Source organism: Polyangium sp. 6x1 (genome assembly GCF_029946515.1).
Lineage (GTDB): Bacteria > Myxococcota_A > Polyangia > Polyangiales > Polyangiaceae > Polyangium.
This window is the reverse complement of record NZ_JARZHH010000110.1, coordinates 1-24,172: the sequence shown is the minus strand read 5'-3', so window position 1 is coordinate 24,172 and position 24,172 is coordinate 1. Positions and strand designations below refer to the sequence as shown.

At 67.7% G+C, this 24,172-nt stretch carries 17 protein-coding genes; 8 read left to right on the top strand and 9 right to left on the bottom strand.

Annotated features, from left to right (window positions below; all coding sequences use genetic code 11):
• Nucleotides 1–227: 227 nt before the first annotated feature.
• Complete coding sequence (locus QHF85_RS46745) at nucleotides 228–659, bottom strand: STAS/SEC14 domain-containing protein (RefSeq protein ID WP_281334019.1); 432 nt, start codon at nucleotides 657–659, stop codon at nucleotides 228–230.
• 165 nt (nucleotides 660–824) lie between these two features.
• Between QHF85_RS46745 and QHF85_RS46740 the strand changes: the two genes are divergently transcribed.
• Both QHF85_RS46740 and QHF85_RS46735 read left to right on the top strand, forming a co-directional pair.
• Nucleotides 825–956, top strand: a complete 132-nt coding sequence (locus QHF85_RS46740) for a hypothetical protein (protein WP_281334018.1) — start codon at nucleotides 825–827, stop codon at nucleotides 954–956.
• A gap of 570 nt (nucleotides 957–1,526) precedes the next feature.
• Nucleotides 1,527–4,781, top strand: a complete 3,255-nt coding sequence (locus QHF85_RS46735; RefSeq protein WP_281334017.1) for a S8 family serine peptidase — start codon at nucleotides 1,527–1,529, stop codon at nucleotides 4,779–4,781.
• Between the two features lie 66 nt (nucleotides 4,782–4,847).
• On the opposite strand, the gene QHF85_RS46730 is transcribed toward QHF85_RS46735, so the two are convergent.
• Complete coding sequence (locus tag QHF85_RS46730) at nucleotides 4,848–5,069, bottom strand: acyl-CoA dehydrogenase family protein (RefSeq protein ID WP_281334016.1); 222 nt, start codon at nucleotides 5,067–5,069, stop codon at nucleotides 4,848–4,850.
• Nucleotides 5,070–5,190: 121 nt separating this feature from the next.
• Between QHF85_RS46730 and QHF85_RS46725 the strand changes: the two genes are divergently transcribed.
• The gene (locus tag QHF85_RS46725) at nucleotides 5,191–5,949 is read left to right on the top strand and encodes an energy transducer TonB (RefSeq protein ID WP_281334015.1); all 759 of its coding nucleotides are present in this window, start codon (nucleotides 5,191–5,193) and stop codon (nucleotides 5,947–5,949) included.
• 174 nt (nucleotides 5,950–6,123) lie between these two features.
• Here QHF85_RS46725 and QHF85_RS46720 read toward each other — a convergent pair whose 3' ends face one another.
• Complete coding sequence (locus QHF85_RS46720; RefSeq protein WP_281334014.1) at nucleotides 6,124–7,212, bottom strand: hypothetical protein; 1,089 nt, start codon at nucleotides 7,210–7,212, stop codon at nucleotides 6,124–6,126.
• A 251-nt stretch (nucleotides 7,213–7,463) separates the two neighbouring features.
• Here QHF85_RS46720 and QHF85_RS46715 point away from each other — a divergent pair, with 251 nt between their 5' ends.
• Both QHF85_RS46715 and QHF85_RS46710 read left to right on the top strand, forming a co-directional pair.
• Nucleotides 7,464–8,339, top strand: a complete 876-nt coding sequence (locus tag QHF85_RS46715) for a hypothetical protein (protein ID WP_281334013.1) — start codon at nucleotides 7,464–7,466, stop codon at nucleotides 8,337–8,339.
• 417 nt (nucleotides 8,340–8,756) lie between these two features.
• Nucleotides 8,757–9,902 carry a hypothetical protein gene (locus QHF85_RS46710; protein WP_281334012.1) on the top strand — a complete coding sequence of 382 codons (1,146 nt, stop codon included), beginning with the start codon at nucleotides 8,757–8,759 and terminating at the stop codon, nucleotides 9,900–9,902.
• Between the two features lie 147 nt (nucleotides 9,903–10,049).
• Here the strand turns inward: QHF85_RS46710 and QHF85_RS46705 are convergent, their stop codons facing one another.
• Nucleotides 10,050–11,126: a glycosyltransferase family 4 protein gene (locus QHF85_RS46705; protein WP_281334011.1), complete on the bottom strand. Its 1,077-nt coding sequence runs from the start codon at nucleotides 11,124–11,126 to the stop codon at nucleotides 10,050–10,052.
• 31 nt (nucleotides 11,127–11,157) lie between these two features.
• Nucleotides 11,158–13,722, bottom strand: coding sequence for an MMPL family transporter (locus QHF85_RS46700; RefSeq protein ID WP_281334010.1), 2,565 nt, complete (start codon nucleotides 13,720–13,722; stop codon nucleotides 11,158–11,160).
• Nucleotides 13,723–13,996: 274 nt separating this feature from the next.
• On the opposite strand from QHF85_RS46700, the gene QHF85_RS46695 reads away from it, so the two are divergent.
• Together QHF85_RS46695 and QHF85_RS46690 are read left to right on the top strand one after the other, a co-directional pair.
• A complete protein-coding gene (locus QHF85_RS46695) occupies nucleotides 13,997–14,893 on the top strand; it encodes a CDP-alcohol phosphatidyltransferase family protein (protein ID WP_281334009.1) in 897 nt (298 codons plus the stop codon).
• Entirely contained in the window at nucleotides 14,890–16,761 is a 1,872-nt protein-coding gene (locus QHF85_RS46690; protein WP_281334008.1) for a glycosyltransferase family 39 protein, read from the top strand. The genes QHF85_RS46695 and QHF85_RS46690 overlap by 4 nt, the downstream gene beginning before the upstream one ends.
• Nucleotides 16,762–16,763: 2 nt before the next feature.
• Here QHF85_RS46690 and QHF85_RS46685 read toward each other — a convergent pair whose 3' ends face one another.
• On the bottom strand, nucleotides 16,764–19,688 hold the full coding sequence (locus QHF85_RS46685) for a hypothetical protein (protein ID WP_281334007.1): 2,925 nt from the start codon (nucleotides 19,686–19,688) through the stop codon (nucleotides 16,764–16,766).
• Nucleotides 19,689–20,252: 564 nt separating this feature from the next.
• Between QHF85_RS46685 and QHF85_RS46680 the strand changes: the two genes are divergently transcribed.
• The gene (locus QHF85_RS46680) at nucleotides 20,253–20,585 is read left to right on the top strand and encodes a hypothetical protein (RefSeq protein ID WP_281334006.1); all 333 of its coding nucleotides are present in this window, start codon (nucleotides 20,253–20,255) and stop codon (nucleotides 20,583–20,585) included.
• Between the two features lie 11 nt (nucleotides 20,586–20,596).
• Here the strand turns inward: QHF85_RS46680 and QHF85_RS46675 are convergent, their stop codons facing one another.
• The 3 genes from QHF85_RS46675 to QHF85_RS46665 all read right to left on the bottom strand — a co-directional run.
• Complete coding sequence (locus QHF85_RS46675) at nucleotides 20,597–21,955, bottom strand: sigma 54-interacting transcriptional regulator (protein WP_281334005.1); 1,359 nt, start codon at nucleotides 21,953–21,955, stop codon at nucleotides 20,597–20,599.
• Between the two features lie 7 nt (nucleotides 21,956–21,962).
• Nucleotides 21,963–23,354 (bottom strand): serine/threonine-protein kinase, encoded by a 1,392-nt coding sequence (locus QHF85_RS46670; protein WP_281334004.1) that lies wholly within the window; start codon nucleotides 23,352–23,354, stop codon nucleotides 21,963–21,965.
• Between the two features lie 50 nt (nucleotides 23,355–23,404).
• Nucleotides 23,405–24,172, bottom strand: a 768-nt coding sequence (locus QHF85_RS46665; protein WP_281334003.1) for a hypothetical protein, incomplete at its 5' end; no start/stop codon positions are given.

The following is a 24,172-nucleotide window of genomic DNA, read 5'->3' as shown; positions in this document are numbered from 1 at the left end:
CGCCGCTGCCGCCCGCGCCGCCGGGCCCGCCGCCACTGCCGCCGCTGCCACCGCTGCCACCGCTGCCGCCCGCGCCGCCGCTGCCGCCCGCGCCGCCCTCACCGTCGCCGCATGCCACGCCGAGCAGGGCCATGGCCACGATCAAGCTCGTCCACCGGGTCTTCATGGCCCGGCATCGTCACCTGGGCCGCCTTCGAAATCCACACCGGCGTAGGCCGACGGCTCGCTCACGAGCCGCGTTGCGCCACGAGCCACGCCCGCGCCGCGCGTTCGTCTTTCACGCACACGGGCATCGGCTTTCCGAGCGCGCGCCCTCGCAGGAACCAGCCCGCCGTCGTCACGAGCTTCGCCACGAGCTGCTGCTGGAACGTCCCCCCGAACACCACGAGCCCTGCATACGCGGGTGGCAATTGCCGCCTCGCCGCGACGCGCCTCGCCTCGGGGGTCACGTGCCCCACGTCCGCCACGTCGAGGAGCAGGTACGCGCGCCCCGTCGCCGTCGCGAACGCCTCGAATGCATCCAGGATGCGCGCGACGTCCGCGTCGCTCACGTCTCCACGGAATCGCACGAGCCCGGTGTCGGGGGGTTCGAGGGCGAGCCGATGCGTCCCGACCGTCAAGGTCTCGCGGTCCCCGCTCTCCGGCGCCTGGAGACTCATCGCAGCCGCCCCGTCGACTCTCCCCGCGCTCGTAGGCCGACCCCCGCCGAGGGTCAAGCTCGTCTGGAACGAAGCATGGCGACCGTCGCGTGCGGGACCTGCCCGCACGTCCCGGTCACAAAAGGCCCCGGCTCTCCAGGGCCCGCCCCCCGCTCTCGCTCAGCCTTGACCGTTCTGGGACGTGATCTCCACGCCAGGGCCGAGGAAGACGACGGCAAGGGCCAGTCCCACAAACTTCAGAACTTGGTGAACGCGCTCGCGCATCATGGCCGCCTCCATGTCAAGTCGAAGGACTGATTGTTACAGGACGGTGACACACGTGCAAGTTTCTTTTAGCGCGCCTTGACTTTTTCCTTCCCTGGGATACGCGCCGCGTCAGTCGCGGTGGGAGGGCTCCGGTCGGCCCGCTTGGCGGGCCTTCCTCTGCCCCAGAAATCGGACACGAAGGATTCCGCGAAGTTACCCCCGACGTCGAGCGCGGTCACGGCGGCGAGACCTCGGGGGAGATTTCGCCGCTCGCCGCGCCGCCTCGATGCCCGAGGCCGGCGAGCTGGGCCGGCGTACTCGGGGGTACGTCCCGACGCACCGCCCACGGTCGGCGCACACGTGCAAGAGCGCGCGTGCGTGCGTGTGTCACGACAAGCTTTCTGGCCGAATGATGGCCGCTCGACTCCCCCCGCATGCGGCTGCGGCCAAGATTCGACGTCGAGCGCGGTCAAGGTCCCAAAATCCCCGCGAAGATTTAACAGCGCGGCGAGCAGCACGAGCAGGGTATGCCCGCGCGCTTCGATATGGCAACATTCAGCCTCCCCCGCATTCGCTGGTGGACATATCGACGTAGACCGTATCGAACAATTGGGGATCGACATGAGAAAACATGACAATTGGCATCCCGTCGTGACCATGATGCAGAGCGCGCTCGTGCTGCCCGCGCTCTGCCTGGCGGTGGCGTGTGCGCCCATGGAGCCGACGCGACCGGGGACATCCACGCCCGTGGAGGTGCCTGTCCCAGGTGAGGGAGAGGCGGTGGTGCAAGACACTGCGGGCAACCTCCACTACATCGTGGTGTTTCACGACGACGCTGCGAACGCGTACCCCACGGAGGCGCCGAGCGACGATCGGTTCTCTGTGTACGAGAAGGCGCACGTCCGGAACTTCGTCCACGACATCGAATCAAGGTACGGATTCATGTCCACCGCGATGACGAGCTGGGTGGGCATCACGCTCGCGGCCTTTCTGACGCCCGCCCAAGCCCAGGAGGTCGCGAAAGACCCGAGCGTGAAGCTGATCGCGCTCGACCACTGGCTCTCGTTCAGCGGAACGCCAGGCCCTCTCTGGGCAGATGTGCCTGTCTCGGCAGAAGAGACGCAGTCGTGGGGGAAGCAGGCGGTCAACCCGTCCAGCGCGACGAGCAGCGAGGCCGTGACCGTGTACGTGATCGATGCGGGCGTCGGTTACCATCCGGATCTCAATGTCGTGAGGAGGGTCCACGCACTGGCTCCGAACGATGAGACGGACGCCCACCTCGTAGGCTGTTATGCACACGGCACCCATGTCGCCGGCATCATCGGCGCGAAGGCTGACGGCAAAGGCGTGCAGGGGATCAACCCAGGAGCACGCATCGTATCCATTGCGGCAATACCGATGACTGACAACGACACGGATTGCCTCACGGGAGCGGGCGCGACGGACACGGGCATCATTCATGGCCTGAACTGGATCATGGGAACGGATCCAGATGCTTTGCAGGGCACCGCCCGCGCCGGCATCATCAACATCTCGGTGAACTTCCCCTCTTCATTCAGTTCGAATGGGCTCATCGGCAAAGCAATGGCGAAGGCTGCGAAGCCGAATGATGCCGAGAACTACCCGGGGGCGTTCATCGTCCAATCCGCGGGAAACAATTACGCGGACGCCTGCACGTACGCCTATGACGGCGCAGTCAAGGAGGAGGGGGCCTCGCCGAAGACCGACGGCGTCATGGTCGTCGGCGCGATCGATGATCACGGACAGCCTGTCGTGCCCCTCAACGATCTGTACAGCCTCCGGAATTGCCCGGGCGTCCGGAACGAGCCCGGTTCGAATTACGGGCCATGCGTTGAAGCCTGGGCACCGGGCAAATCAATCCGCTCGACGTGGGCAAATTACCCCCAGTCGGCGACGAGCCCGGACAATACATACCGAAGCGTCTCCGGCACGTCGATGGCAGCGCCGCACATCACCGGGCTCGCCGCGGTTCTGGCCGAAACGGATGGGACCATGACCCCCGGGGAGATCGAGAACAGCGTCCGAAAAGCGATGCGCGAGCTCGATACAAAGCATCCTAGTCAGCCAAGTGTGCCCTTGTATTTCCCAAGTCTCCCGATTGCGGACGGCAAGATCGCGACCTCACCGTACGCGGAGTTCGCGACGTGGTTTATTGAGAAAGGAGTGCTGCCCTCTGCTCTACAGGAGTCGTGCATGGCATATCCACACAGCCTCGATGCAGTCAACAGGGACGTCCTCAGGTACACCAATCACATGGACCAGGATTTTAAGTTGAGCCTCGAATCAGTCGGCGCGGGACCTTCGGGGTGCGACGTGTTTCGTGTTCCCATCGATGCGCAGGGAACGCCGATCGGCTCAGCCGAGCCCATCCCCTACGAGCCCACGGTGGAGAACGCTCGCGTCACTTGGCCCTGGATGAAATGGGACATCGGTTCGTGGCGCATAGGCTCGGTGGCGTGCCCCAGCGCGAGCCTCACCGTAACGTATCGAACCGTCCCTATCAGCCGCTGGTATCTGGACGAAGTGGATCGCACTGGACAAACGGTAACGCTCCCTGCGACGAACAGCGCAAAGCTCCGTCATACCAGCGAGCATGCCACGAAGTGCTCGTTGTCGCGCGACTTCAAACCGGATACGGAATACACCTACGAGCAGGTCCATTTCGAGGCCAATCATGGCCTGTCGGCGGATGTCCCGATCAACACGGCGGTAGGCTATCACCGGTACACGACGACATGCGAGGACGACTACGGACTAAGCCTGACGTATCGCGTGGAAATTCGGATCACGGCACCGCCCCGTGACGCCAGGTTCATCACGCAGACCGTCCCCGTCCAGGTGCTCGCGGGCAAGCCGTTCCCCGTGAGCTTGACCTTCAAGAACACTGGCGGCATGGAGGCATGGACGGCCCTCGATAACTTCCGCCTCGGCTCCGAAAGCCCGCAGGACAACACGACGTGGGGATCGAGCCGACAATCGCTCGCACCGGACGAGTTCGTCGACGTAGGCTCGGAGAAGACGTTCAGCTTTAACGCCCTGGCGCCTTCGATCCCCGGAACCTATCCTTTCCAGTGGCGCATGCTGAGGGAAGGCGTCGCATGGTTCGGCGAGCCTTCGCAGCTCGTCCAGATCCAGGTTCTCCCCCCGGCCATCGTGCCGAAGTCAGGCTCGTGGTATAATCCGGCGCGATCGGGGTGGGGCCTGCATGTCTCGCGCGGCGGAAATGGCAACGTGGCGATGACCTGGACGACGTATCGGCCGAACGGCGCTCCCATCTGGTACATCGCCGAGACCCAGGACGTCGGCGGGAAGTTCCAGGGACCGCTCTACACGGCCCAGTGGGTGAACAACCAGGAGGTACTGTCAAACCATGGCGAATTGACGCTGACGACAACCTCCGCGACGACCGGCTCCCTCTCGTGGGTGCTCGACGGCGTCGCGGGCTCGGAGCCCGTTCAGTATTTCTCGTTCGACACCACGGGATCTGCCCCAAACCTCACGGGCGCCTGGCATGCTCCAATTCAGACCGGCCTGAGGGTCCTCCTCGACGTGCAAGGCGACACCCCGGGGTCCGCGGTCGCCATCTACGACGCAAACGGGCAACCGACCTGGGTGACGTACAACCAGGGCTCGTGGAATGGCACGACGTTCGCCATCAATCTCATACAGACGCTCGGGACGAATCTCTGTCCGGGCTGTCCGGGCCCGTCCTCGTATGCCTACTCCAACGTTGGCACGATGCAGATCAAGAGCATCAATGGGAGCCTTGACGGCGCCACGTTCGACCTGTCGCTCATGGGCGGCCTCGCGCAGTGGAGTCGGACGAATCTACCCATCGCGCGGCTCACGAACTGACGCGGCACGCCGCTCGCGCCTTGGTGTTCGCGACGCACCCGCCCCCCCCGTGCAAGGCCGGCGCATTTACGCGGTCGAGCGCGGTCGAGGGGGCGGCAGGCCCATCTGGGCGAGCTCGGGGATGAGGTCGGTCGCGAACTGCGCCTTGGCGAAGAGCTCGGCGGCGCGCGGCAGATACCGCTCGCGTACGAACCTGCGGACGGTGTCGCGGATCATGCGCTCCTCGTCGGTGAGGAGGCCGTCGATGGCGGTGAGGGCGTCGAGCGAGAGCGGCTCTTGGGGCCTCATGGTCGACGGCGTGTGCGGCGTGGATGCGCGGCGCGGGGAAGGGGGACGTGATTGTGCTCCGCCGGTGGCTCCTGTAGAACGGTTTTTCGGGACATCGAGACGGCGGGGAGGGCGTGCAATCATGAATCGAAGGGCCTTGGCGGCGTTTTTCGTGGCGAGCGTCGCGGCGTGCGCGCCGAAGGAGGGGACGGCGCCGGCCGACCCTCCCGCCGGGGGTTTCCTCCCGCCGGGGGTCGTGCCTTTCGAGGCGGGCATGAAGCGCCCGGAGCCGGCCATCGCGCCGCCGCTCGAGGACATGCCGGACCTCGTCCCGCTTTCGCCGGAGGCCCTCGCGAAGACCACGCGAGGATTTCGCGCGCAATGCATCCTCACGGCGGAGGGCAAGGTCACGGCTTGTCTCTTCCGTTCGACATCCGGGAGCCAGAGCGAGGCTGCGCTGGCGGCGCTCACCAAACAGACCTTCAAGCCGGCCGAGAAGAACGGGTTGCCGGTGGCCGTCGAGTATGAATTCGGCTGGGCGCTGCGCGAGGAGCGGGACCTCGCGCAGCGCCCCTTTTCGCCGCCTCCGCCGCCGGTTTCTCCGGCGGGCACGACACCCTTCGGCAAGGGGATGACGAGGCCCCAGCAGGTCTCGGGACCCCCGATACGTCATACGCCCGAGGCGCTCGCCGAAGGGGTCGAGGGCATGATGATCGTGCGTTGTGTGATCACCGAGGCGGGAACCGTCGAGGGGTGTCACGTCATCAAGGGCCTGCCTCATTTGGACCAGGCGGTCCTCCGGGGGCTCGAAGCCAGCAAATACACCCCCGTCGAGTTCAACGGGCGTCCCGTGCGGGTCAATTACACCTTCACGTTGAGGTTCGCCCTACCGAGGAAGTAGATCGACGCAGGCGTTTCGCCGCGACATTGGGCCTTTGTTTTTCCCTCACGGGCTGCGCCTCCCGCTGCCCCGAGCCTCCGGCCCGCGTCGAATCGCCGCCGGCCGACTCCAAGGCCATCTTCGACGTCGAGCACGGCACCGCCGGGGTTCGATCAAGACCTTCTGAAGACGGCGCTATCGTGGGGCTTCGACGGCCCACTTTGCGCCGCCGCGCACGAGCTCCACGGGCAGGTACGCTCGAAAGGCTCTCTGGTTCGAGAGGGGTTCGGTCTGGTCGGACACGAGCGAACGCGGGCTCGTGTCCATCATGTGAAGCTCGAAGTAGGGTGTCAGGTGCACGAGGTCCGAAAACTCGGCGTTGAGTCGGATCGCGCGGAGCTCTGCGCGATTCACATCGTAGACGGGCTTCGCGCCGGGCTTTGCCTTCACCTTGATCGGGTAGGCGAAGCGGTGGCCTGGCGACAGCTCGACGTCGACCGGAACCACGAAAAACCTCGCGGGAGTGAGACAGGCGGCAAATCCGTATTGCACCCCATACTCGATCTTGCTCGTGAGCCCCAAGAGGACAGGGAGCTCTCCCCTTTTCAAACATCCGCGCACCGCCTCCTGGAGCGCGCGATCGTTGTCGTTGGCGATGACCATCGCGGGGGGCGCGTCCGCGTGTCCCGCAGCTGCTTTCACTAGGTTTGCCGTCAGCGCTGCGGCGATGCTCTGGTGCTTCCGACGCTCGTCCTCCCGCTGTCTTTTTCGCCTTTCTTCGACAAGCTTCTTGGCGGCGTTCTTGGCGTCCACGACCGCCCGTTTGAAGATGGCGCGAAGCTCATCCTTCGACGGCGCCGCCTGCGGGAGGTTCTCGCTCAGGTAGAAGATGCTGCTAGAGGATTCGTAGTCGTCGACGAATCCCTCGAGCACCATGACGCCGCCGAGCGCGTCGACGAGTGCCTTTCCCACGGCAAACGCGGTATCGGAGCCCTTGTGCACGAACACGCGCGACAGCGGAACCCACCGATCGCTGGCGGTCGACTTCGCCGCGCCTCCGCGAGACATCGGAGGCGTCTCGTTGCCTCCATTCCTCTCGCTCCCTTGCCGCAGCGCATCGCGTAGCCTCGCTGTGGACAACTCGCGCACGGGCTCGTCCGACAGCCCGACGAGAACACCGTAGCCCCCGCGCACGCTCGGGTCCTCGGGATCATTCCATGTCGCGCGGAGCCGAAGGCCGGGCGGGAACGGCTGGCGGGTGAGGAGATGGATCGTGAACGACATGGCACCTCACATGTTCGGCCAGTCGTGCTGGAGTTGCAAATTGGATCGTCATCGGCGCCAAGCAGCCGAAATTCTCCGGACAGTCAGCGATGATGTTGCCGAGCGCGTCGGAGCACGCCTCGCCGACGCCGACCTCCAAGGAGTGCGCGTCTCGCTCAGCTTCAGGCCGATGCCGCGACGGCGCGGCGTGCCCATCCTGACGTGGACGAATTCTGCTCCCGGAAACGCGGTTCTGCGTATCATGCCGCCTCATGCGGCATTCTCTCGCCAAGGCGCTCTTCTCGTGCGCCCTGCCTTTCGCCGTCGCGTGCACCACGGCCCCGGCCGGCCCCGTGAAATCGCCCGAAGGCGGCGCGCCGACGGACACGGCAAAGGCCGGCGACGGCGCGCGGGTCGCAGCCAAGAGCCCCATCGCCGGCAAGGACGAGAGCTTCGGCCAGGTGCGCGTCTTCGATCCGGGGATCGTGATGGCGATCCCGACCCGCTACGCCTGGTCGCTCGGCCCCGGGGAGTCGTGGACGATCGGCATTTACTCGTTCGTGCGCAGCGAGGGCTCGAAGAACGTGCTCAAAGGCTCGGCTGACGAGCCCGATTTTTCGATCCCCGGCGCGTTCACCCGTCCGGCGTTGCCCGCCCGATCCCTCGCGAAAGGCGCGCCCGTGCTCGTACCCGACGAGAGCGCCACGCAATGCGGCCGCGTCACGTCGACATCGCCGGACGTGGTCAAGGTCGCGATCCTCGGCCTCCATAACGAACCCGAAGAATACAGGTTCGACCCCGACCAGGTTTTGCCGCTCGACGGCAAGCTCGATTTCGGCGCACCCGTCGCTTTCAAATGGACCCCGGACGAGAAGCTCTACGCGCCCGGCGTGCTCGTGCGCATCGACGAGCAACATGCGTGGCTTCAAAGGGCGAAGCGCGTCGCGGCCTCCGACGTGAAAGCGATCGACGTCGGGCGCACGTACAAGGTCGGCGACAAGGTGCTCGCGGTGCCAGACGACGGCAGCGGCCGCTTCACCCCGGTCACGATCACGGCCGTGATCGGCGACGGGCTTGCGTATGCGTTCCAGAACAAGGATGGCGCCGAGACCGTCGTTATTTATTGCCGCGTGACCTCCGCGCTGTAACCGACAGCATTTCGCCGCCGGCGAACCCTGTGTGGCCACCTCGAGGGCTCGAGCGCGCCGCAGCGGGCAAGCCGCTCGAGGCGCCCGGTCCGAGCGCCGCGCCGGGCGCGGTTCGCTCATGACAATCGATCGGCGCCCTGCTCGCCGGGGTCGGTCGCGACACACCCGCCCCCCCACGTCGAGCCCGCTGCGCGGTGATCCGGCAGAGGCGGGGGGCTGATACGCGGATGTAACAGTGTCATGAAGACGTGACAGCGACGGCGTCTCGGAAACGTGACAGCAATGCGTTCAGCTGGTCCACCTCGCGATATTCCCGGAGCCTCGCGATGACGGCACGCGTGTTGCAGTCGCCCTCCGCCGTCGCGCCTCGACGGCGACGACTCTTATCAACATCTCGATTGCCGAAGGAAAAGAGCCATGAAGCGCAAGTCTGTGCTGCTGGGATCGATTGCCGTCTGCCTCATGAGTGCGGGCTGCGTCGATTCGTATGACGCGACCGAAGAGGGTGAGATCGGCTCCGCCCAGCAGGAGTTCGTCTCCCACACGTGGGCGTATGCCTGGGCGCAACAGGCGACGGGCTCGTACACCGCGAGCCCGAACTTCTCGCGGAACAGCTCCGGAGCGAGCAATACCATCACGCACCAGGGTACTGGCAGTTATCTCGTGCAGCTTCAGGGCGTCGGGGTACCTGGCCAAGAGATCTTCGCCGGCGGCAATGTCCAGGTCACGGCCTACGGGAGCGGCTCCGAGCGCTGCAAGGTCAGCTTCTGGGCCCACATCGGCGGCAACGTCAATGTCAATGTCAACTGCTTCACCGCCGGCGGCGAACCGGTCGACACGCGCTTCAGCGTCGCGTACGTCCGCAAATCGGGCACCGGATTCACGTCCGAAGCCTACGTTCGGGCCGACGAGTCGCAGAATCCCGCGTACACGCCGGACCTGAGGTTCCAGTTCAACTCGACCGGCGCGAACAACACGGTCGCGCGCCTGGGCGCGGGCCGCTACGCGGTCACCCTGCCGGGGCAGACGGCGGCAGGCGGGACCGTGGAGGTCACGGCCTACGGCGGGGGCAGCGAGCATTGCAAGGTGGCCTCGTGGGTGCAGGCCGGAGACGACACGGTGGTCAGCGTGCGATGCTTCGACAGCGCAGGCGCCCTGTCGGATAGCATGTTCGACCTCAATTTCGCGAACGCGACGCACGTCAATGGCGCACCTTCCTATAGCTACGCCTGGGCAAATGACGCGACATCGGCGGCGTACACGCCCTCCCTTTCCTATCAGAAAGGCTTCATCCTTGGCTGGGGCGATGTTGCGACCGACATCACCGCCGGGCGTACGTCCACGGGCCGCTATCTCGTGAACTTGCCGGGGATGTCGTCGACGGGCTCGAACGTCCAGGTGACGTCCTACGGCACCGGATCGGAGTACTGCAAGATCGCGTTCTGGAGCGGTGACGAGGCAAACGCGCAAGCCGACGTCGCCTGTTTTGACGCCGCCGGCGCAGCGACGGACACGCCCTTCGTGATCGTGTACACGGACGACAAGAACCTCTCCATCGGGTGAGCCGCAGGGCGGGGCGTCGGCTCCCCACAACCCACACGCGGACCGCGCGGCGGCCGCCATGCCGACGGCGTCGCTTGTCATCGGCCCGGCGCCGCCACCTCCGCCGGGCCACCCCCCCCCGCAAGCGCCGCCTTCCGTGCGGAACGCTCAGCGCCGAACGACCTCGCCGAACACGGCTTCGAGCTCCTCCGCGTGGTGGCTCCACGTGTACCGCGACCGAACGAGCGAGGCGCCCGCCGAGCCGACACGCGCGCGCAGCTCCGTGTCTGTCAGCACCTTCTCGAGCGTCTGCCGCAAGGCGTCCGGATCCTCGGCCCGGTAGAGGAGCACCTCCTCGTCCGCCTGGAACAGCTCCCGCATGCGCGGCGTGTCGATCGTCACCGCCACCTTCCCGAGCGCCATGTACTCGAGCACCTTGATGGGGTCCCGGTTCATGCCATACACGCGGAAAATCGGGTGCTTCGACGGCGCATACGGCGCGACGCAGACGTCCGCCGCGTCGATGTACGCCCCGATCTCCCCGTGCGGCACCCTTCCTGCGAAGACGACCCGCCCCGACACGCCGCGCGCCTCGGCCAGCCGCTCCACGCGCCGTTTGTCCTGTCCATCCCCGACGAGCAAAAACACCACGTCCGGCCCTGCCCACGACCGCGCGACCTCGACGAGCACCTCGACGCCGTGCCAGTCCGGGAAGCTGCCCGTGTAGAGCACGATCCGCTCCCCGTGCTTCGCGTACCGCGCCCGCACGGCCTCGCCGCTCTTGCCGACGAGCCCGTCCACGTCGACGCCCCAGTGCACGATCCGCAGTTTGTCGCGGTATTCCTCCGGGATGAACTCCGCGCTCGTCGCCACGATTCGATCCGAATACCGGAACGAGAGCGCGCTCGCGTCCCGGTCGAGCGTCATCAGCACGCACGGCGCGCCCGTCGCCCGCGCGAGCAAGGGCCCGAGCCCGAACGCCGAGTACCGCTCGTAGATCACGTCGGGCCGGAAGCGCCGCACCGCCCCGACGACCCGCGCGAACGCCACGGGCAAGAAGCCTTTTTGCAGCACCGGGTGCAGGTTGAAGCCGCGCGCGAGCGCGCCCTCCTGGGTCGAGCCCGCGCGGCAATAGAGCAGCACGTCGTGACGCTTCGAGAGCGCGCGATACACGTTCGACACGTGCGTCGAGCCGCCATGCGTGCCCGGGACCGGGATGTTCGGAGCAAGATAAACGATACGCATCGGGCGAGAATCGAAGGGAAAGGACGAGGTCTCAGGCCGCCTGGCCGCCGCTGCCCTCGTCCGAGGGCGCCGCGGCCTGCGCCGCCTTGCGACGGCGCTCGAGCCACACGAGGAATGCAGGCAGGATCAGCACCGCCGAGAGCAGACAGGCGATCTCCCCGACCGCCGCCGCCAGCCCGAAGCTCGCGATCCCCTTGTTGATCGAGAACATGAGCGCGAAATACCCGATGCACGTGGTCATCGAGCAGAGCACGAGCGCGCCGCCCGTCTCCGTGAAGACCCGCTCGAGCCGCTCACCGCCCTCCGAGAGATATCGCTGCATCAGGTTGTGCGAATACTCGGCGCCGATTCCGAACGTGATCGGCAGGACGATGAAGTTCAAGAAATTGAGCTTGATGCCCCGCAGGTACAAAAACCCGATCAGCATCGACACGCCGAAGAGCCACGGCACGAACACCCCGAGCGACCGCGCGCTGCCGCGGAACGCGATCAGGATGATCACCACGACCCCGATCGCCGCGAGCCCCACCGCCTTCGGCGCGTCCTCCACCACGGCCTGGATCATGTCCGCGTAAATCACCGCGCGGCCCGACCCCTTGATCACGTCGCCATTCGGCAGCTTCGTCGACCGGAAGCTATCGGCCCAGCGGATGAGGTAATGCGCGTCCCACACGCTCTGACCCTGCTTCGGCACGATGTACACGATCCGCCCGCGCGTCCCGTCCTTCTCCGTGAACGGCCGCGCCACGGCCTCCGGCAGGTCGGGGATCGCGATCGGCTTCAATGCCTCGGCCGGCATGTACGGCGCGATCTCGGCCCAGTCCGCGTCCGAGATGAGGTTCCGCTTCCGCGCCTTTTGCACGACACGCCGGATGTCCTCGATGAGCGGCAGCTTCTCCGCCTGCTCCTTCGGGATCAGCGAATTGATCGTCACCACCTTCTCGAACGGTTTTCCGCCTTCGGGCGCCGCGTCCAGCCGCTTTTGCAGCTCCGTTTCGAGCAGCGGGACCTGATCCAGCCGGTCCGTCATGACGGCCATTCCGTCCTGCGACATCCGGCCGACGATGTACCCCACGCGCACCGACAGCCCGAGCGCCGCGCTCTTGTCGCGCCGCTCGCTGCGGATGTTGCGCATGTCGTACTCGATCGGATCGTGCGTCAAATATCGAACCGTGAGCCCCACCGAGAGCAGCCCGACCACGACGCCGATCGCCCCGAGCGTGCGCGGCGCGGCCTGCGCGAGCTTCGCGAAGAGCACGCCGTAATAGCCGCGCGCCTTCGTCTTCTCCTTCCCGGGGAAATACACCGGGCGGATCCGCTCCGTCGCCGCGAGCAGCGCCGGCGTGAAGAGGTACGTCGCGAGCCAGCAAAGCAGCATCCCGTAGGCGCCGATGACCCCGAAGTGCTTGAAGCCCCGGAAATCCGTCAGCATGAGCGAGCCGTACGCCAGCATCGTCGTCGCCGAACCGGACAGCGTCGGCAGCCACGTGTCCTTGTGCGCTGCCTCGATCGCCCCCTCGACGTCGGCGTCGTCGTCACGGCGCGCTTCCAGGTATCGCGCCATGTACATGATGCCGTAGTTGATGCCATTGCCGGCGATGATCGAGATCAGAAAGCCCGTCGAGCTGTTCAGGTATCCGATCGTGAAATACGTCAGGCCGAACGTCCACACGAGCCCCACGAGCAGGCTGCCCGCCATCACGAGCACCGTGCGCACCCGCAGGAAGAACAGGAGCACCGGCACGAGCACGCCGAGCACGCCGCCGATGCCGACCTCCCCGAGGTCCCGCACGATCGCGTCGTACTCCTCGCCGCTGATGACGAGATCGCCCGTGTAACCGACCTCCATCGTGGAATCGAGTTTCTTCGGATTGATCTCCGCGACGATGTGCTCGATCTTGCGCCGGAGCTCCTCGCGATCTGCCTTCTTCGACAGGCTCGTCCGCGCGATGACGGCGGCGAATTTGCCGTCCGCGCTCATGTAATATCCGTTCGGGTGCGGGCCCCGATCGATCTCCGCCTGGCTCTTCGGTTTGGCCGGCGCTTCGCCCGCCTTCTTCCCCGTCAGCCGCTCCTTGAGCGACGCCGCGGTGATCGGCGGCGGCGGATCCGAGTCGTCGAGGAGCGTGCCCGTCTCCTTCTGGACCTCGTACTCGTACCGCCCGACGACCTCGTCACGCGCCTTCTGCAGGTCCGAAAGCTCCGCGAAGAGCAGCTTGTTCTCGTCGAAGAACTTCTTCGTCTCCCGCGAGCTCCAGTCGACCTGCTCGACCCACGGCGACCCGAGCGCCTGGAGCTTCGGCGCGAGCGCGTCCACGAATGCCCGGAGCGCCGCCTCGTTTTTCCCGTCCGCGATCTCGGCCGTGACCGTCAGCGTCGTGATGCCCGAGAGCCGCGCCGACACCCGGCGCATCTCGATCACGCTGTCCTTGTTGTCGGGCAATAACTCCGAAAAATCGGGCCGAAACCCGATCTTCGTCGCGAAGAAGCCCGCGGGCACGAGCGAAAGCAGGGCAAGGAGAAGGACCAGAAAAGGCCGACGCGCCTGGAATCGACCCAGGACGCGGAGAGGCCGGGGGGAGGTACGTGCGTGCATTGGAAAAGCGCGTCCCGGCGCAGGATCCACGGCCGCCGGGTGTGGCAGGATAGTGCACGCCCAAGAGGCCCTGCAAGCCCGCGCGCCGGAAAGCCCCGGGAGAGAACGTGCTCGGCGCTACCTTGCCTACGCACCCTCGCGCGGGGCGTGAACCACGTTCACACCGCGAAGCCGTGCGGCGAAGGTTTCTTTCTCTCGTCCTTCATGCCAAATGGGGCCTCGCTCGCGCCTCCCCGGCGGGCCCGACCTCCTCACCTTTTTTCCTTCCCAAGCGATGACCATCCGCCTCAGCGACGTGATCAAATCTCCCGACGTGGAGGACCCCGTGAACCTCCACGTCCACCGGCCGCTCCAGCTCCTGCTCGCGCGGCCGCTCGTGAAGACGTCCATCACGCCGAACCAGATCACGTTCCTGTCCCTCTGCGCGGGCCTCGGCGCCGCGGCTTGCATCGTCGAGGGAAGCCTCTACGTGCGGCTCGCGGGCGCGCTCCTCCTCTTCGCGTCGGCCATCCTCGACGGCGTCGACGGCATGATCGCGCGGCTGAAGAAGACCTCGTCCGAGACGGGCCATGCGATCGACGGCGCCTCCGACTACGCGGTCAACGTCGCCACGACGCTCGCGGCCGTCTACCACCTCGGGCAGACCTCGGGGAGGCCGCTCCTCGCGGCCGCGCTCGGCCTCGGCGCGCACATCGCGTGGGCGCACCACCTCATGCTCTACGATTTCCACTGCGCCCTCTATCTGCGCTTCTACTCGGGCGGCAAGCACCAGGGAGGCGATCGTGAGCGGGCGCAGAAGACGCTGGACAAGGTGCGGCAGGGGGGCTCGCTCTTCCAGCGCGTGCTCATGACGGTCTTCGTCTGGCAGCTCGGCAACCGGCAATCCCTGCTCGCCAAGGTGAGCCCACTCGGCGTACGCCTCTCGGAGCGGCCGGCGGACGACGCGTTCGGCAAGACGTACGTCGCGGCGCACCGCGCGCCCATGCGGTTATGGGCGATCTGCGGCAACGCCCCGCACATGGATCTGATGGTCCTCGCCATCGCGCTCGATCGTTTCGAGGTTTATTTCGTGCTTCGTATCGTGCTCTTCACGCTGATCGCGCTCGCCGCGATCGTGTGGGAGCGCCGCGTCCTCTCGGGACACGCGAGCCTCGGCGAGGTCCTTTCGTGACGACGGCGCTCACGGCCCAGGAAGAGAAATCGGCGCCCTCGGAGGCGTCGCTCGCGCGGGCGAAGGTGCGCCGCGCCGTCGCGTTCGTCGCGCTCTTCACGGCGATCTTCTACATCCCCTCGCTCCGGTGCGGTTTCTTCGCGGACGACTGGCTGCACCGGCTCGCGCTCGATCAGTTCCCGGACATCTTCCGCGAGCACCTGAACCTCTTCGGCCTGATCCGTTCGACCGAGGAGGTCGTCGCCTTCAAGAAATTCGGCCTGGCGCCCTGGTGGACCGATCCGGACATGCGGATCAACTTCTGGCGCCCGATCCCTTCGATCACGCACTGGCTCGAGTACCAGCTCTTCGGCCACAGCGCGATCGCCGCGCACCTCATCAACATCGGGTTTTACACGGCGACCGTTTTCCTCGTCCACCGCCTCCTCTCGCGCTTCCTCTCGCCGTCCCGCTGGCCGCTCGTCTTCGCGGTCGCGGTCTTCGCGCTCGACGACGCGCACGCGCTGAACATCGTGTGGAGCGCGAACCGCAACGAGACCGTGGGCGCGATCTTCGTCCTCGCCTCGCTCCTCTCGTTCATCCGCTACCGCGAGGGATCGGGCCGCGCCTTCGCGGGGTTGTCGCTCCTCTCGTATGCGTGCGCCCTGCTCTCCAAGGAGTCGGGCCTCGTGCTCCCGCTCTTCGTGCTCGCGCACGTCGTCGTCTTCCCCGAGCGGCCGGGCCAAACCTTTTTCGCGCGGATCCGCCCGCACCTCGGCATGCTGGCCGGATTTTTCCTGGTCAGCGTGGCGTTCCTCGGCCTGTACTTCGTGGTGCTCGGGCACGGCGCGAACTCGGTCTATTACATCAACCCGCTGAAGAACCCCGGCCTCTGGGCCGAGCATTTCTTCCGGTCCGGGTTTTACCACGCCGTGATCCTCGCGACGGGCGTGCCCCTGCATGTCCTCTCCAGCACGCCCGTGCGCGACTATCCGCTCGCGGCGCTCGCGCTCGGCGTGGTCACGGTCGGCTTCTGGACGCTCGCGTGGCGCTGGCTGCGCGAGGACCGGCCGCTCCGCTTCTTCGTGCTCACGATGGTGGCGGGGCAGGTCATCGTGACGACGAGCTTCCCCGACCCGCGCAACCTCTTCTTGCCCTCGATCGGCTTCGCCTACATGGTCGCGCGGGTCCTCGAGGAGGCCGCCCTGCGGTTCCCGAAGGGCCGTCGTTATCGCGCCGTCGCTGGCACGCTCGTCTTCTTGCACCTCGTCCTCGCGCCGGTGCTCTGTCAGGCGTGCATTTACATCGTCGCGACGTTCGAGGGCCGCTACCGCGTGATTTCGGACTCGATGGCGAAGGCGATCGATTACGAGCGTCTGCCCGAGGACAAGCTCGAGGTTTACTTCCTGAACTGGCACCAGCGCGAGATGACCGCGCTCTACGGCCTCTACCTCCGTCGCGTGCTCCCGACGGGCGTGACCGATTACAAGCCGATCACGCACAACCCGAACATCTCCTACGTCGACAAACTCTACCAGGGCCTCGGCGGCGAGCGGATCCATTACTACTCGCTGTCTTACGTGGTGGGCGACGTCGACGTGGAGGTCCTGTCCGAGTACGAGATCGCCGTCCGCCCGAAGAAGGGCCACTTCTTCCCGACGCTCTTCGAGCAGCTCTACACGACGGGCAAGCCGTGGAAGGCGGGGCAGGTCTTCGAGCCGGGCACGCATCGCGCGACGATCGAGGAGGTCTCGCCGGAGGGGGAGGTCTTGAAGGTCCGCTTCACCTTCCCGGAGCCGCTGAGCTCGCCGCGGTATCGCTTCATGAAATGGGACGGCGAGCGATTCGTGCCGGTCTCGTTCGTGGCGGTGGCGGAGCGGCGCGACTGAGGTCAGCGCCGCTTGCGCCGGACGAGGAGGCCGAGCGCGGCGAGGAGCAGCAGGGGTTGCGGCCCGGGGGAAGGCCCGGACGCGCGGCAACCGCAGCCGCGATCGATATGCGTGTCGGTCGGTTCGCCGCCGCTTCCGCCCTGACCACCTGTGCCGCCATTGCCGCCGCCGCTTCCGCTACCGCTTCCGCTACCGCTACCGCTTCCGCTTCCGCTTCCGCTACCGCTACCGCTTCCGCTTCCGCTTCCGCTTCCGCTTCCGCTTCCGCTTCCGCCGCCGCTGCCGCCTGCGCCGCCTGCGCCGCCATTGCCGCCATTGCCGCCTGCGCCGCCATTGCCGCCTGCGCCGCCATTGCCGCCGCTACCGCCTGCGCCGCCGCTGCCTCCTGCGCCGCCGCTGCCGCCATTGCCGCCGCTTCCGCCATTGCCGCCGCTGCCGCCTGCGTCGCCGCTACCGCCATTGCCGCCACTTCCGCTTCCGCCGGCCCCACCCGCGCCGCCGTTGCCGTCGAGCGGATCCCATAGCCTCGCATAGGCACGGCGCGCGCTGTACGGCGCCGGGGATACGTAGCGCGTGTACGCCACCAGCATCCTGCCCCCGCCCGGCGCGAGGGCCACGGAGCCCTCATGCTCCGGCGCCATCGACAGCGGGAAGCTCGATCCCACGTTGCCCTGGGGATCGATCTTCGCGGCGTACAGATCGAGCGACCCGGGATCGGCCGCGTTCGTCCGTGCGTGCCAGGCGAGGACGTAATCCGTTCCGTCGAACGCCACCGCCGAGCTGTCGAAGCCCGTGCCGGCGACGAGGAAGCCCTGCGGATCGAGGAGCTGCCCCGCGGGGTCGACGCGCCCGGCCCGCACCTCGTTGCCCTGGTGCCAGACGACGAGGTGGTTTCCAGCGCCCCCGCCGCTGACAAGCGCGGAATGAACGAAGTCGCCCCCCGAGACGATGGGCAGATCCACGCTGTCGAGCAGCGTGCCCAGGGTGTCGACACGGCGCCCCCACACGCCGTTGTACTGGTACCAGACGACGAGGTAGTTCGTCCCGTTGTAGGCGACCTGCTGCTGCAGGGGATAGTGATCCTGATCGGCCAGCCCCAGCACCGGCGCGACCGGGAGCAGGTCGTGGTCGAGCAACACGCCGGAGAGGTTGATATTTTCGAGCTCGCAGCCGTTGCCGAAGACCAGCGTGCGAACGCCGTCGCTCGCGGCCGTCGCCCTCAGCCGGGTGAAACCCTGGCCGCAGAGCGGGATCTGCACCGGGGTCGCGTCGAGCAGGGCGCCCTGGGGGTTCACGCGCACGGCCTGGTAGGGGTTATTGTTGTCGATGTACTTGCGCACGAAAATCACCACGAAGTTCGCGCCGTCGAAGACCACGGTGGCCTCGTCGAAGGGCAGGCCCGTGATTGCGATCGGCGTGGCGTCGAGGACCTGCCCCGAAGGCCCCAGGCGCGCCCCGAAGAGGCCTTGGCCCTCGATGTTCGGCAGGCGCGAATCGCTCCAGATGACGAAGGAGGTCTGCCCGTCCGAGGCCGCGCCGAGCACCTCCTGCGCGTTGCCGTGCGTCGAGAAGGTCCGGGACTGCGTGTCGATCGGCGGGGCCATGCCCGAGCCGAAACGCCTGCCCACGACCGGCGTGCTGCTGGTGTCCGACGTCCACGTGGCCAGCACACCCGCGCCGTCCGAGGCGAGGGCCACGTCCACGCCGCTGTCGGGCAGGAGCTGCGCAGGCACCGTGAGCGTGCCGTCCTGCGCGAGGCGTGCATGCTCGACGCGCGTCCAGAAGTCTCCGCCATCATCCGAGCCGTCGCGGCTCCACGCGATCCGCGTGCCCGCGCCGTCGGAGGCCACGTCGAGCCGGTTCATTTCTTCGAATTCGACGAACTCCGCCGCGACCATGATTCCGCTGGGATCGACGACGGTGCCCTGCGGCGAGACGCGCGTGGCGAAGATCTGCTCCTGGCCCACGTCCCAGTCGAGGTTGTACCAGGCGACGACGTGGTTCTGGCCGTCGAAGCTCGTGGCCAGGTGGGGGGAGCGGCAATCGATGGCTGCCGGGAGGGAGCTCACCGCGATGCCCCCCGGATCGAGCACGGTGCCCTGGGGCGTGATGCGCGCGCCGCGCACCGTGGCGTCCCCCGAGGAGGCGGCCCAGACGACGAAATGGTTCGTCCCGTCGAAGGAGACGTCGACCGGGCTGCAGACGTCGGCGGGCACGTAGATCCCGCCCGGATCGAGGACCGTCGCGTCGGGCGCGACGCGCGCATGATAAAGGCCGCCCATGGGATCGCTCTGGGTCGCCATGCGGCTCCAGGCGACGAAGTAATGGGTCCCGTCGAAATCGACGGACGGAGGGCCCAAGACCTCGAGCGGCATGCCTCCGATATCGAACCCGCCAGGGTCGAGCACGTCCCCGGCCTGGCTGACCCGCACGCCGCGTACCTTCTTGTTCTGCACGGTGACCACCAGGTAATTGGTCCCGTCGAAGGCGACCGCCGGGGAATACGGCCAGCCGCTGTAGGGATCGACGTACCAGTCGTCGAGCAGCCGAATGCCATACGGATCGAGCACCGTGCCGTCCTGCGCGACGCGCGTGCCATAGAGGATCGGGCGTGAGGTGCGCAGGTCCGACCACGCGAGCAGCCATTGCCCACCGCCGAACGCGGCCTGCGCTCTCGAGCCCGGCGCGGGCGTGAGGACGGGGGTCGTGTCGAGCGGGACCTCGGGGAGGAGAACGAAATTCTGCGCAGGGGTGGGTACGCGCGGTACACGCGGCGCGTCGAGGACGTCGTCGGAGAGACGCCCCGCCGAGGGCGCGGCGGAGTTCTCGGAGGAGCCACAAGCCGTGAGCAGGCCGAGCAGGGGGACGAGGGCGCGGAGGTATGCGGAGGATGCGCTTCGCGAGCGCCGGAGCCTGGGCGGGTTCATGGGCAGGACCCTACCAAGAATGGCTCTCCTGCTGAAAGAACCGGTCCGCCGCATTCATGCTCGACCCTCTTGAAGGACACGTTCGACCCTCCCCGACGACAGTCCCATCCCCCTGAAAAACGCATTCGTCCCTTTTCGAGAACAGCGCCATCCCTCTTCAAGAGGCTCTCGCCCCTCTCGGAGGACGCTCTCGTCCCTCCGCTGGAATGCCATCGATCCTCTCCGACACCCTCCCGACCGTCGCTCTCGACCCCTCGTCCTCTCCGGGACAGGCTTCTCCTTCACCGCGAGCACACGCTCGACCCTCTTGCAGGACGGTCTCGTCCTTCCTCGGAGGGACTGTCATCCCTCCCCGAGACCCTCGCACCCCTTCCGGAGGGGGGTCTCCTCCCCCTCGAGGACGCTCCCAACCCTCTTCCAGGAGGGTCTTACCCTCCCGCAGGACCCTCTCCTCTGTCTCGGGAGACGGTCTCACCCCTCCCGGAGACGGTCTCACCCCACCCAGCGAACGGTCCTGCGACGAGCCCAGCCGTGTCCCAAGCGTGATAACGTCCACATGGCCCCATGACCGACAAGAAGACCTGGTCGCTCGCCGATCCCCCCGAGGAGCCCCAGACGCGCGGGGACGCGACGCCGCTGCTCGTGTCGAAACCCCTCGATCCCGCCGGCAACGCATTCGACGACGGCGGGCACCGGGCAGGGCCCGAGCTCGCCGATCGGCAGCCCGTCCTCATGGGCAACCCCAAGGGCTCACGATATGCGACCGGCCCGAGCATCTTCGGACAGGACGAGGACGAGCTCGAACGCCGCGGCCGTCGAAAGATCTTCGCCGCGGTCCTCCTGGTCGCGCTCGCGCTCGTGGCCCTCGCCGCCTTCGTCTGGCTCCGGCGCGGCTGAGGCGTGGCGCGTCAGCCCTCGTCGCTCGCCCGGATCCCGAGCCGCGCTGCGAGCCGTTGCAAGAACCTCCGGCTCACCCCTGCGAGCTCCGCCGCCCGCGTCACGTTTCCGCCCGTCTTCTTCAGCATCGCTCGCAGATAAACCTCCTCGAACCGCTCGGTCCACGCTTGCCGCGCGTCCTTCAGCGGCAGGTGCAGCGGCACGAGGTCGTCGAGCTCGGCGTGCGGCCGTTCCACCGAAGGCACAGGCGCCGAGGCAGGGGCGTGTGGCGAGACGAACCCGAGCGAGACGCTCCGTTCGATGAAGTTCCGCAGCTCCCGCACGTTGCCGGGGAAGCTGCGCGAGGCGAGCAGGCGCAAGAAATCCTGGGGCAGGGGGCCCGCGCCCGGGGAGAGTTTGTCGTAGAAATGCTGCGCCAGCATGGGCACGTCCTCGGGGCGCTCGCGCAAGGACGGGAGGGAAACCTCCACGACGGCCAGCCGATAATAAAGATCCTCGCGGAACGTCCCCTCGTTCACCCGCCGCGAGAGATCCCGGTTCGTCGCGGCCACGATCCGCACGTCGACGCGCTTCGGCGTATTGCCCCCGACGCGCCGGACCGTGCGCGTCTCGATCGCCCGGAGCAGCTTCGCCTGCAGCGCGAGCGGCATCTCGCCGATCTCGTCGAGGAACAACGTGCCCCCGTCGGCCTCCTCGAACACGCCGCGCCGATCCGACGTCGCTCCGCTGAATGCGCCGCGCATGTGCCCGAAGAGCTCGCTTTCGAAGAGCGCTTCCGGAATGGCCCCGCAATCGATCGGCACGTACGGCCCCGCATTGCGCCGCGACATCGCGTGCACCGAGCGCGCGACCACGTCCTTGCCCGTGCCCGTCTCGCCCGTCACGAGCAGCGTCGTATCCATCGGCGCGACGCGCTCGAGCACCGCATAAAGTTGCCGCATGGGCAAGCTCGCGCCGACGAGCTCGCCGAACGACGTCCGCGGCGAGATTTCCACGAAGGAAGGCGCGTCCCCCACGTCCACGCGGATCGACGTCGCCCCTACGCGTAGCACCGTGCCCGCGGGCACGTCGGCATCACGGATCCGCGCCCCGCCGACGTACGTGCCATTCGTGCTGTCGTGATCCTTCACGGTCAACGTCCCCGCGCGGACGCGGAGCTCGCAATGCATGCGCGAGACCGTGGGATCGGTGAGCACGAGATCCCCCTGAGCGGCCGTCCCGATGCGCGAGAGCGAGCCCCGCACCGCGACCCGCTTGCCCCGGTCCTTGCCCTCGACGACGACGAGGTCGACCGACGGGAGCCTGAGCCCCGTCGCCGGCGCCGGGACACGCGTCGTGGCGCCTTGCTCGAAATCGTCGAAGTCACTCATGCGTGTCTCATTTGGCGTAGGGGTTCGGCGGGAGACGGTTTTTGGTCGTGGCCGTCGCCGTCGGTGTGGATTTGGGGCGCGCGGGGCTCGTCACGCGGGCGGAAGCGGGAGCGGAGGCGGAAGCGGAAGCGGGAGCGGATGCGGAGGCGGAAGCGGGAGCGGGAGCGGATGCGGAGGCGGTTGCGGGAGCGGTTGCGGGAGCGGATGCAGGAGCGGGCGCACCGGCGGCCTCCGTTCCTTCACTGTTCGCCCTGCCAACCATGAAAACCCCTGCACCCACGGCCACCGTCACCACCACGGCCGCGGCGATCCCCAATCCCACGCCGCGCCCCGTCTTTTGGGCTGGCGCCGCGACCATCGCCGACACCGGCAACGCGTGGCTCGCCGCGCTCGCGACGGCTGCCTCGTTCTGCGCGGCCAGAGGCTCCGGAATCGACGCCGACGGCGCGCGCGTCGAAGGCAAACCGAGCTCCGAGAGCCTCGCGCGGACCTCCTTTCGCCGCGCGGCCAGCGTGTCGCCCACCGCCTCCCGCACGACCCGCGACACCTCCGCCGTGCTCGCGAAATACCCCGCGCGCCGCGCCGCCTCTTCCAGCGCCGCGGCAAACTCGTCCGCGCTTTGAAATCGCGCCGCCGGATCCTTTTCGAGCGCCCGCCCCACCACCACGTCGAGCGCGTCCCCGAGATCCGGCACCTCCACGCTGAGCCGCGGCGCCTCCTCCCGCAGCGCGCGATCGAGCGCCTGACCCTCGTTCGCCCCCTTGAACAGGCGCCGGCCCACGAGCGCCTCCCAGATCACCACGCCCATGGCGAAGACATCCACCCGCGCGTCCGGACGCTCGCCCCGGATGTACTCGGGCGCCATGTACCCGACCTTTCCCTTGAGCGTGCCCACCGTCGTCGGCGCGCGAGAATCGTCCTCCGCTTTCGCCACGCCGAAATCCGTGATCTTCGAGACGCCGTCGAGCCCCACCAGGATGTTTTGCGGCGACACGTCGCGATGCACGAGCCCGAGCGTCCTGCCCTCGTCGTCGGCGAGCGCGTGCGCCGCCGCGAGCCCCGCGCACGCGTCGATCCCGATGCGCACGACCACGCCCGGCGAGAGCCTCCGGCCCGCGCGCCCCGCGGCCGCCATGAGCTGGCCGAGCGACGCGCCCTCGACGTAGTCCATCACGAGCTGGATCGACGCGCCCGTGAGCTCGACGTCGCGCACGTCGACCACGTTCGCGTGGTGGATCCGCGCGGCGATCTGCGCCTCGCGGACGAGCGCCTCGCGGAAGCCGGGGTCCTCGAGCAGGTGCTCGTGGGGCCGCTTGAGCGCCACGATTTGCTGAAAACCGAGCGGCCCACGCAGCACGCCGACGTACACCGTCGCCATGCCGCCCGAGGCGATCTTCACGAGGGGCTCGTACCGAGGCGAGCCGACGGGTGCGAGAGGCGGCGCGGCGCTCACGGCAGGGACACGGAGACCTTGGCGACGCCGCCGCCGGGCTGGGTTTCGAAGGACAACCGCGCCGCCGCGGGCTCGTCACGGCCGCCGAACGCGAAGAGACCGAGGGGGATCGTCGCGAGGCCGAAGACGGCCGTCAGCCCGACGAGCACGTTCGTCCGGACCTCTGCGCCTTGCCCGTCGCTCGCCCTCCCGAGGCAATCGTTCGGGGCCGCGGGGCCGGGACAACCACGCGCGACGAAATCGTCGTGCAGGCCCCTCGTTTGCAGCCCCGACGCCGTGAGCACCGCGCCGGAGACCACCGTCGCGCCGAGGCCCACGAAGAACCACACGGGCGACACGCCACGCGATCGCTCCGTGGTCTTCGAAGGATCGACCGGGTTTTTCGGCGTGACGGTTAGGGACGCGCCGACGGAGACCTCCGTCCGGATTTCTTCGCGCGCGGCGCCTTGTTCGATCACCACCACGTACGGGCCCGTGCGCACGAAGCGCTCCTCGTTCGCCTGGAAAGGCTCGCCGTCGACGGCGACGCGACACGGCCCAGGGCAAACCACGCGGAGCTTGCCCACGCGCGCCCCGAAGCGCGCGCGCGCCGTGCGGGCGAGCTCGCCGAGGCCCGCCTCGTCGCCCCGCGCCGTCGCCCGCGCCGCGAGCTCCATTCCGAGCACCGCGTCGTCGCCTTCGATCGCGGCCCGCAGCGCCGATGCGAGCGCCACGGGGTTCGGCGCGAGCGCGTCGGCGCGGGCGAGCTCGCGCGCCGCCGTCGC

What these genes read in the sequence shown, in the direction of transcription:
- QHF85_RS46730 (WP_281334016.1), bottom strand. Translation starts at nt 5,069, where the DNA reads ATGAGGCCCCAAGAGCCGCTCTCGCTCGACGCCCTCACCGCCATCGAC.
- QHF85_RS46700 (WP_281334010.1), bottom strand. Translation starts at nt 13,722, where the DNA reads ATGCACGCACGTACCTCCCCCCGGCCTCTCCGCGTCCTGGGTCGATTC.
- QHF85_RS46695 (WP_281334009.1), top strand. Translation starts at nt 13,997, where the DNA reads ATGACCATCCGCCTCAGCGACGTGATCAAATCTCCCGACGTGGAGGAC.
- QHF85_RS46745 (WP_281334019.1), bottom strand. Translation starts at nt 659, where the DNA reads ATGAGTCTCCAGGCGCCGGAGAGCGGGGACCGCGAGACCTTGACGGTC.
- QHF85_RS46715 (WP_281334013.1), top strand. Translation starts at nt 7,464, where the DNA reads ATGCGGCATTCTCTCGCCAAGGCGCTCTTCTCGTGCGCCCTGCCTTTC.
- QHF85_RS46735 (WP_281334017.1), top strand. Translation starts at nt 1,527, where the DNA reads ATGAGAAAACATGACAATTGGCATCCCGTCGTGACCATGATGCAGAGC.
- QHF85_RS46710 (WP_281334012.1), top strand. Translation starts at nt 8,757, where the DNA reads ATGAAGCGCAAGTCTGTGCTGCTGGGATCGATTGCCGTCTGCCTCATG.
- QHF85_RS46675 (WP_281334005.1), bottom strand. Translation starts at nt 21,955, where the DNA reads ATGAGTGACTTCGACGATTTCGAGCAAGGCGCCACGACGCGTGTCCCG.
- QHF85_RS46725 (WP_281334015.1), top strand. Translation starts at nt 5,191, where the DNA reads ATGAATCGAAGGGCCTTGGCGGCGTTTTTCGTGGCGAGCGTCGCGGCG.
- QHF85_RS46720 (WP_281334014.1), bottom strand. Translation starts at nt 7,212, where the DNA reads ATGTCGTTCACGATCCATCTCCTCACCCGCCAGCCGTTCCCGCCCGGC.
- QHF85_RS46680 (WP_281334006.1), top strand. Translation starts at nt 20,253, where the DNA reads ATGACCGACAAGAAGACCTGGTCGCTCGCCGATCCCCCCGAGGAGCCC.
- QHF85_RS46685 (WP_281334007.1), bottom strand. Translation starts at nt 19,688, where the DNA reads ATGAACCCGCCCAGGCTCCGGCGCTCGCGAAGCGCATCCTCCGCATAC.
- QHF85_RS46705 (WP_281334011.1), bottom strand. Translation starts at nt 11,126, where the DNA reads ATGCGTATCGTTTATCTTGCTCCGAACATCCCGGTCCCGGGCACGCAT.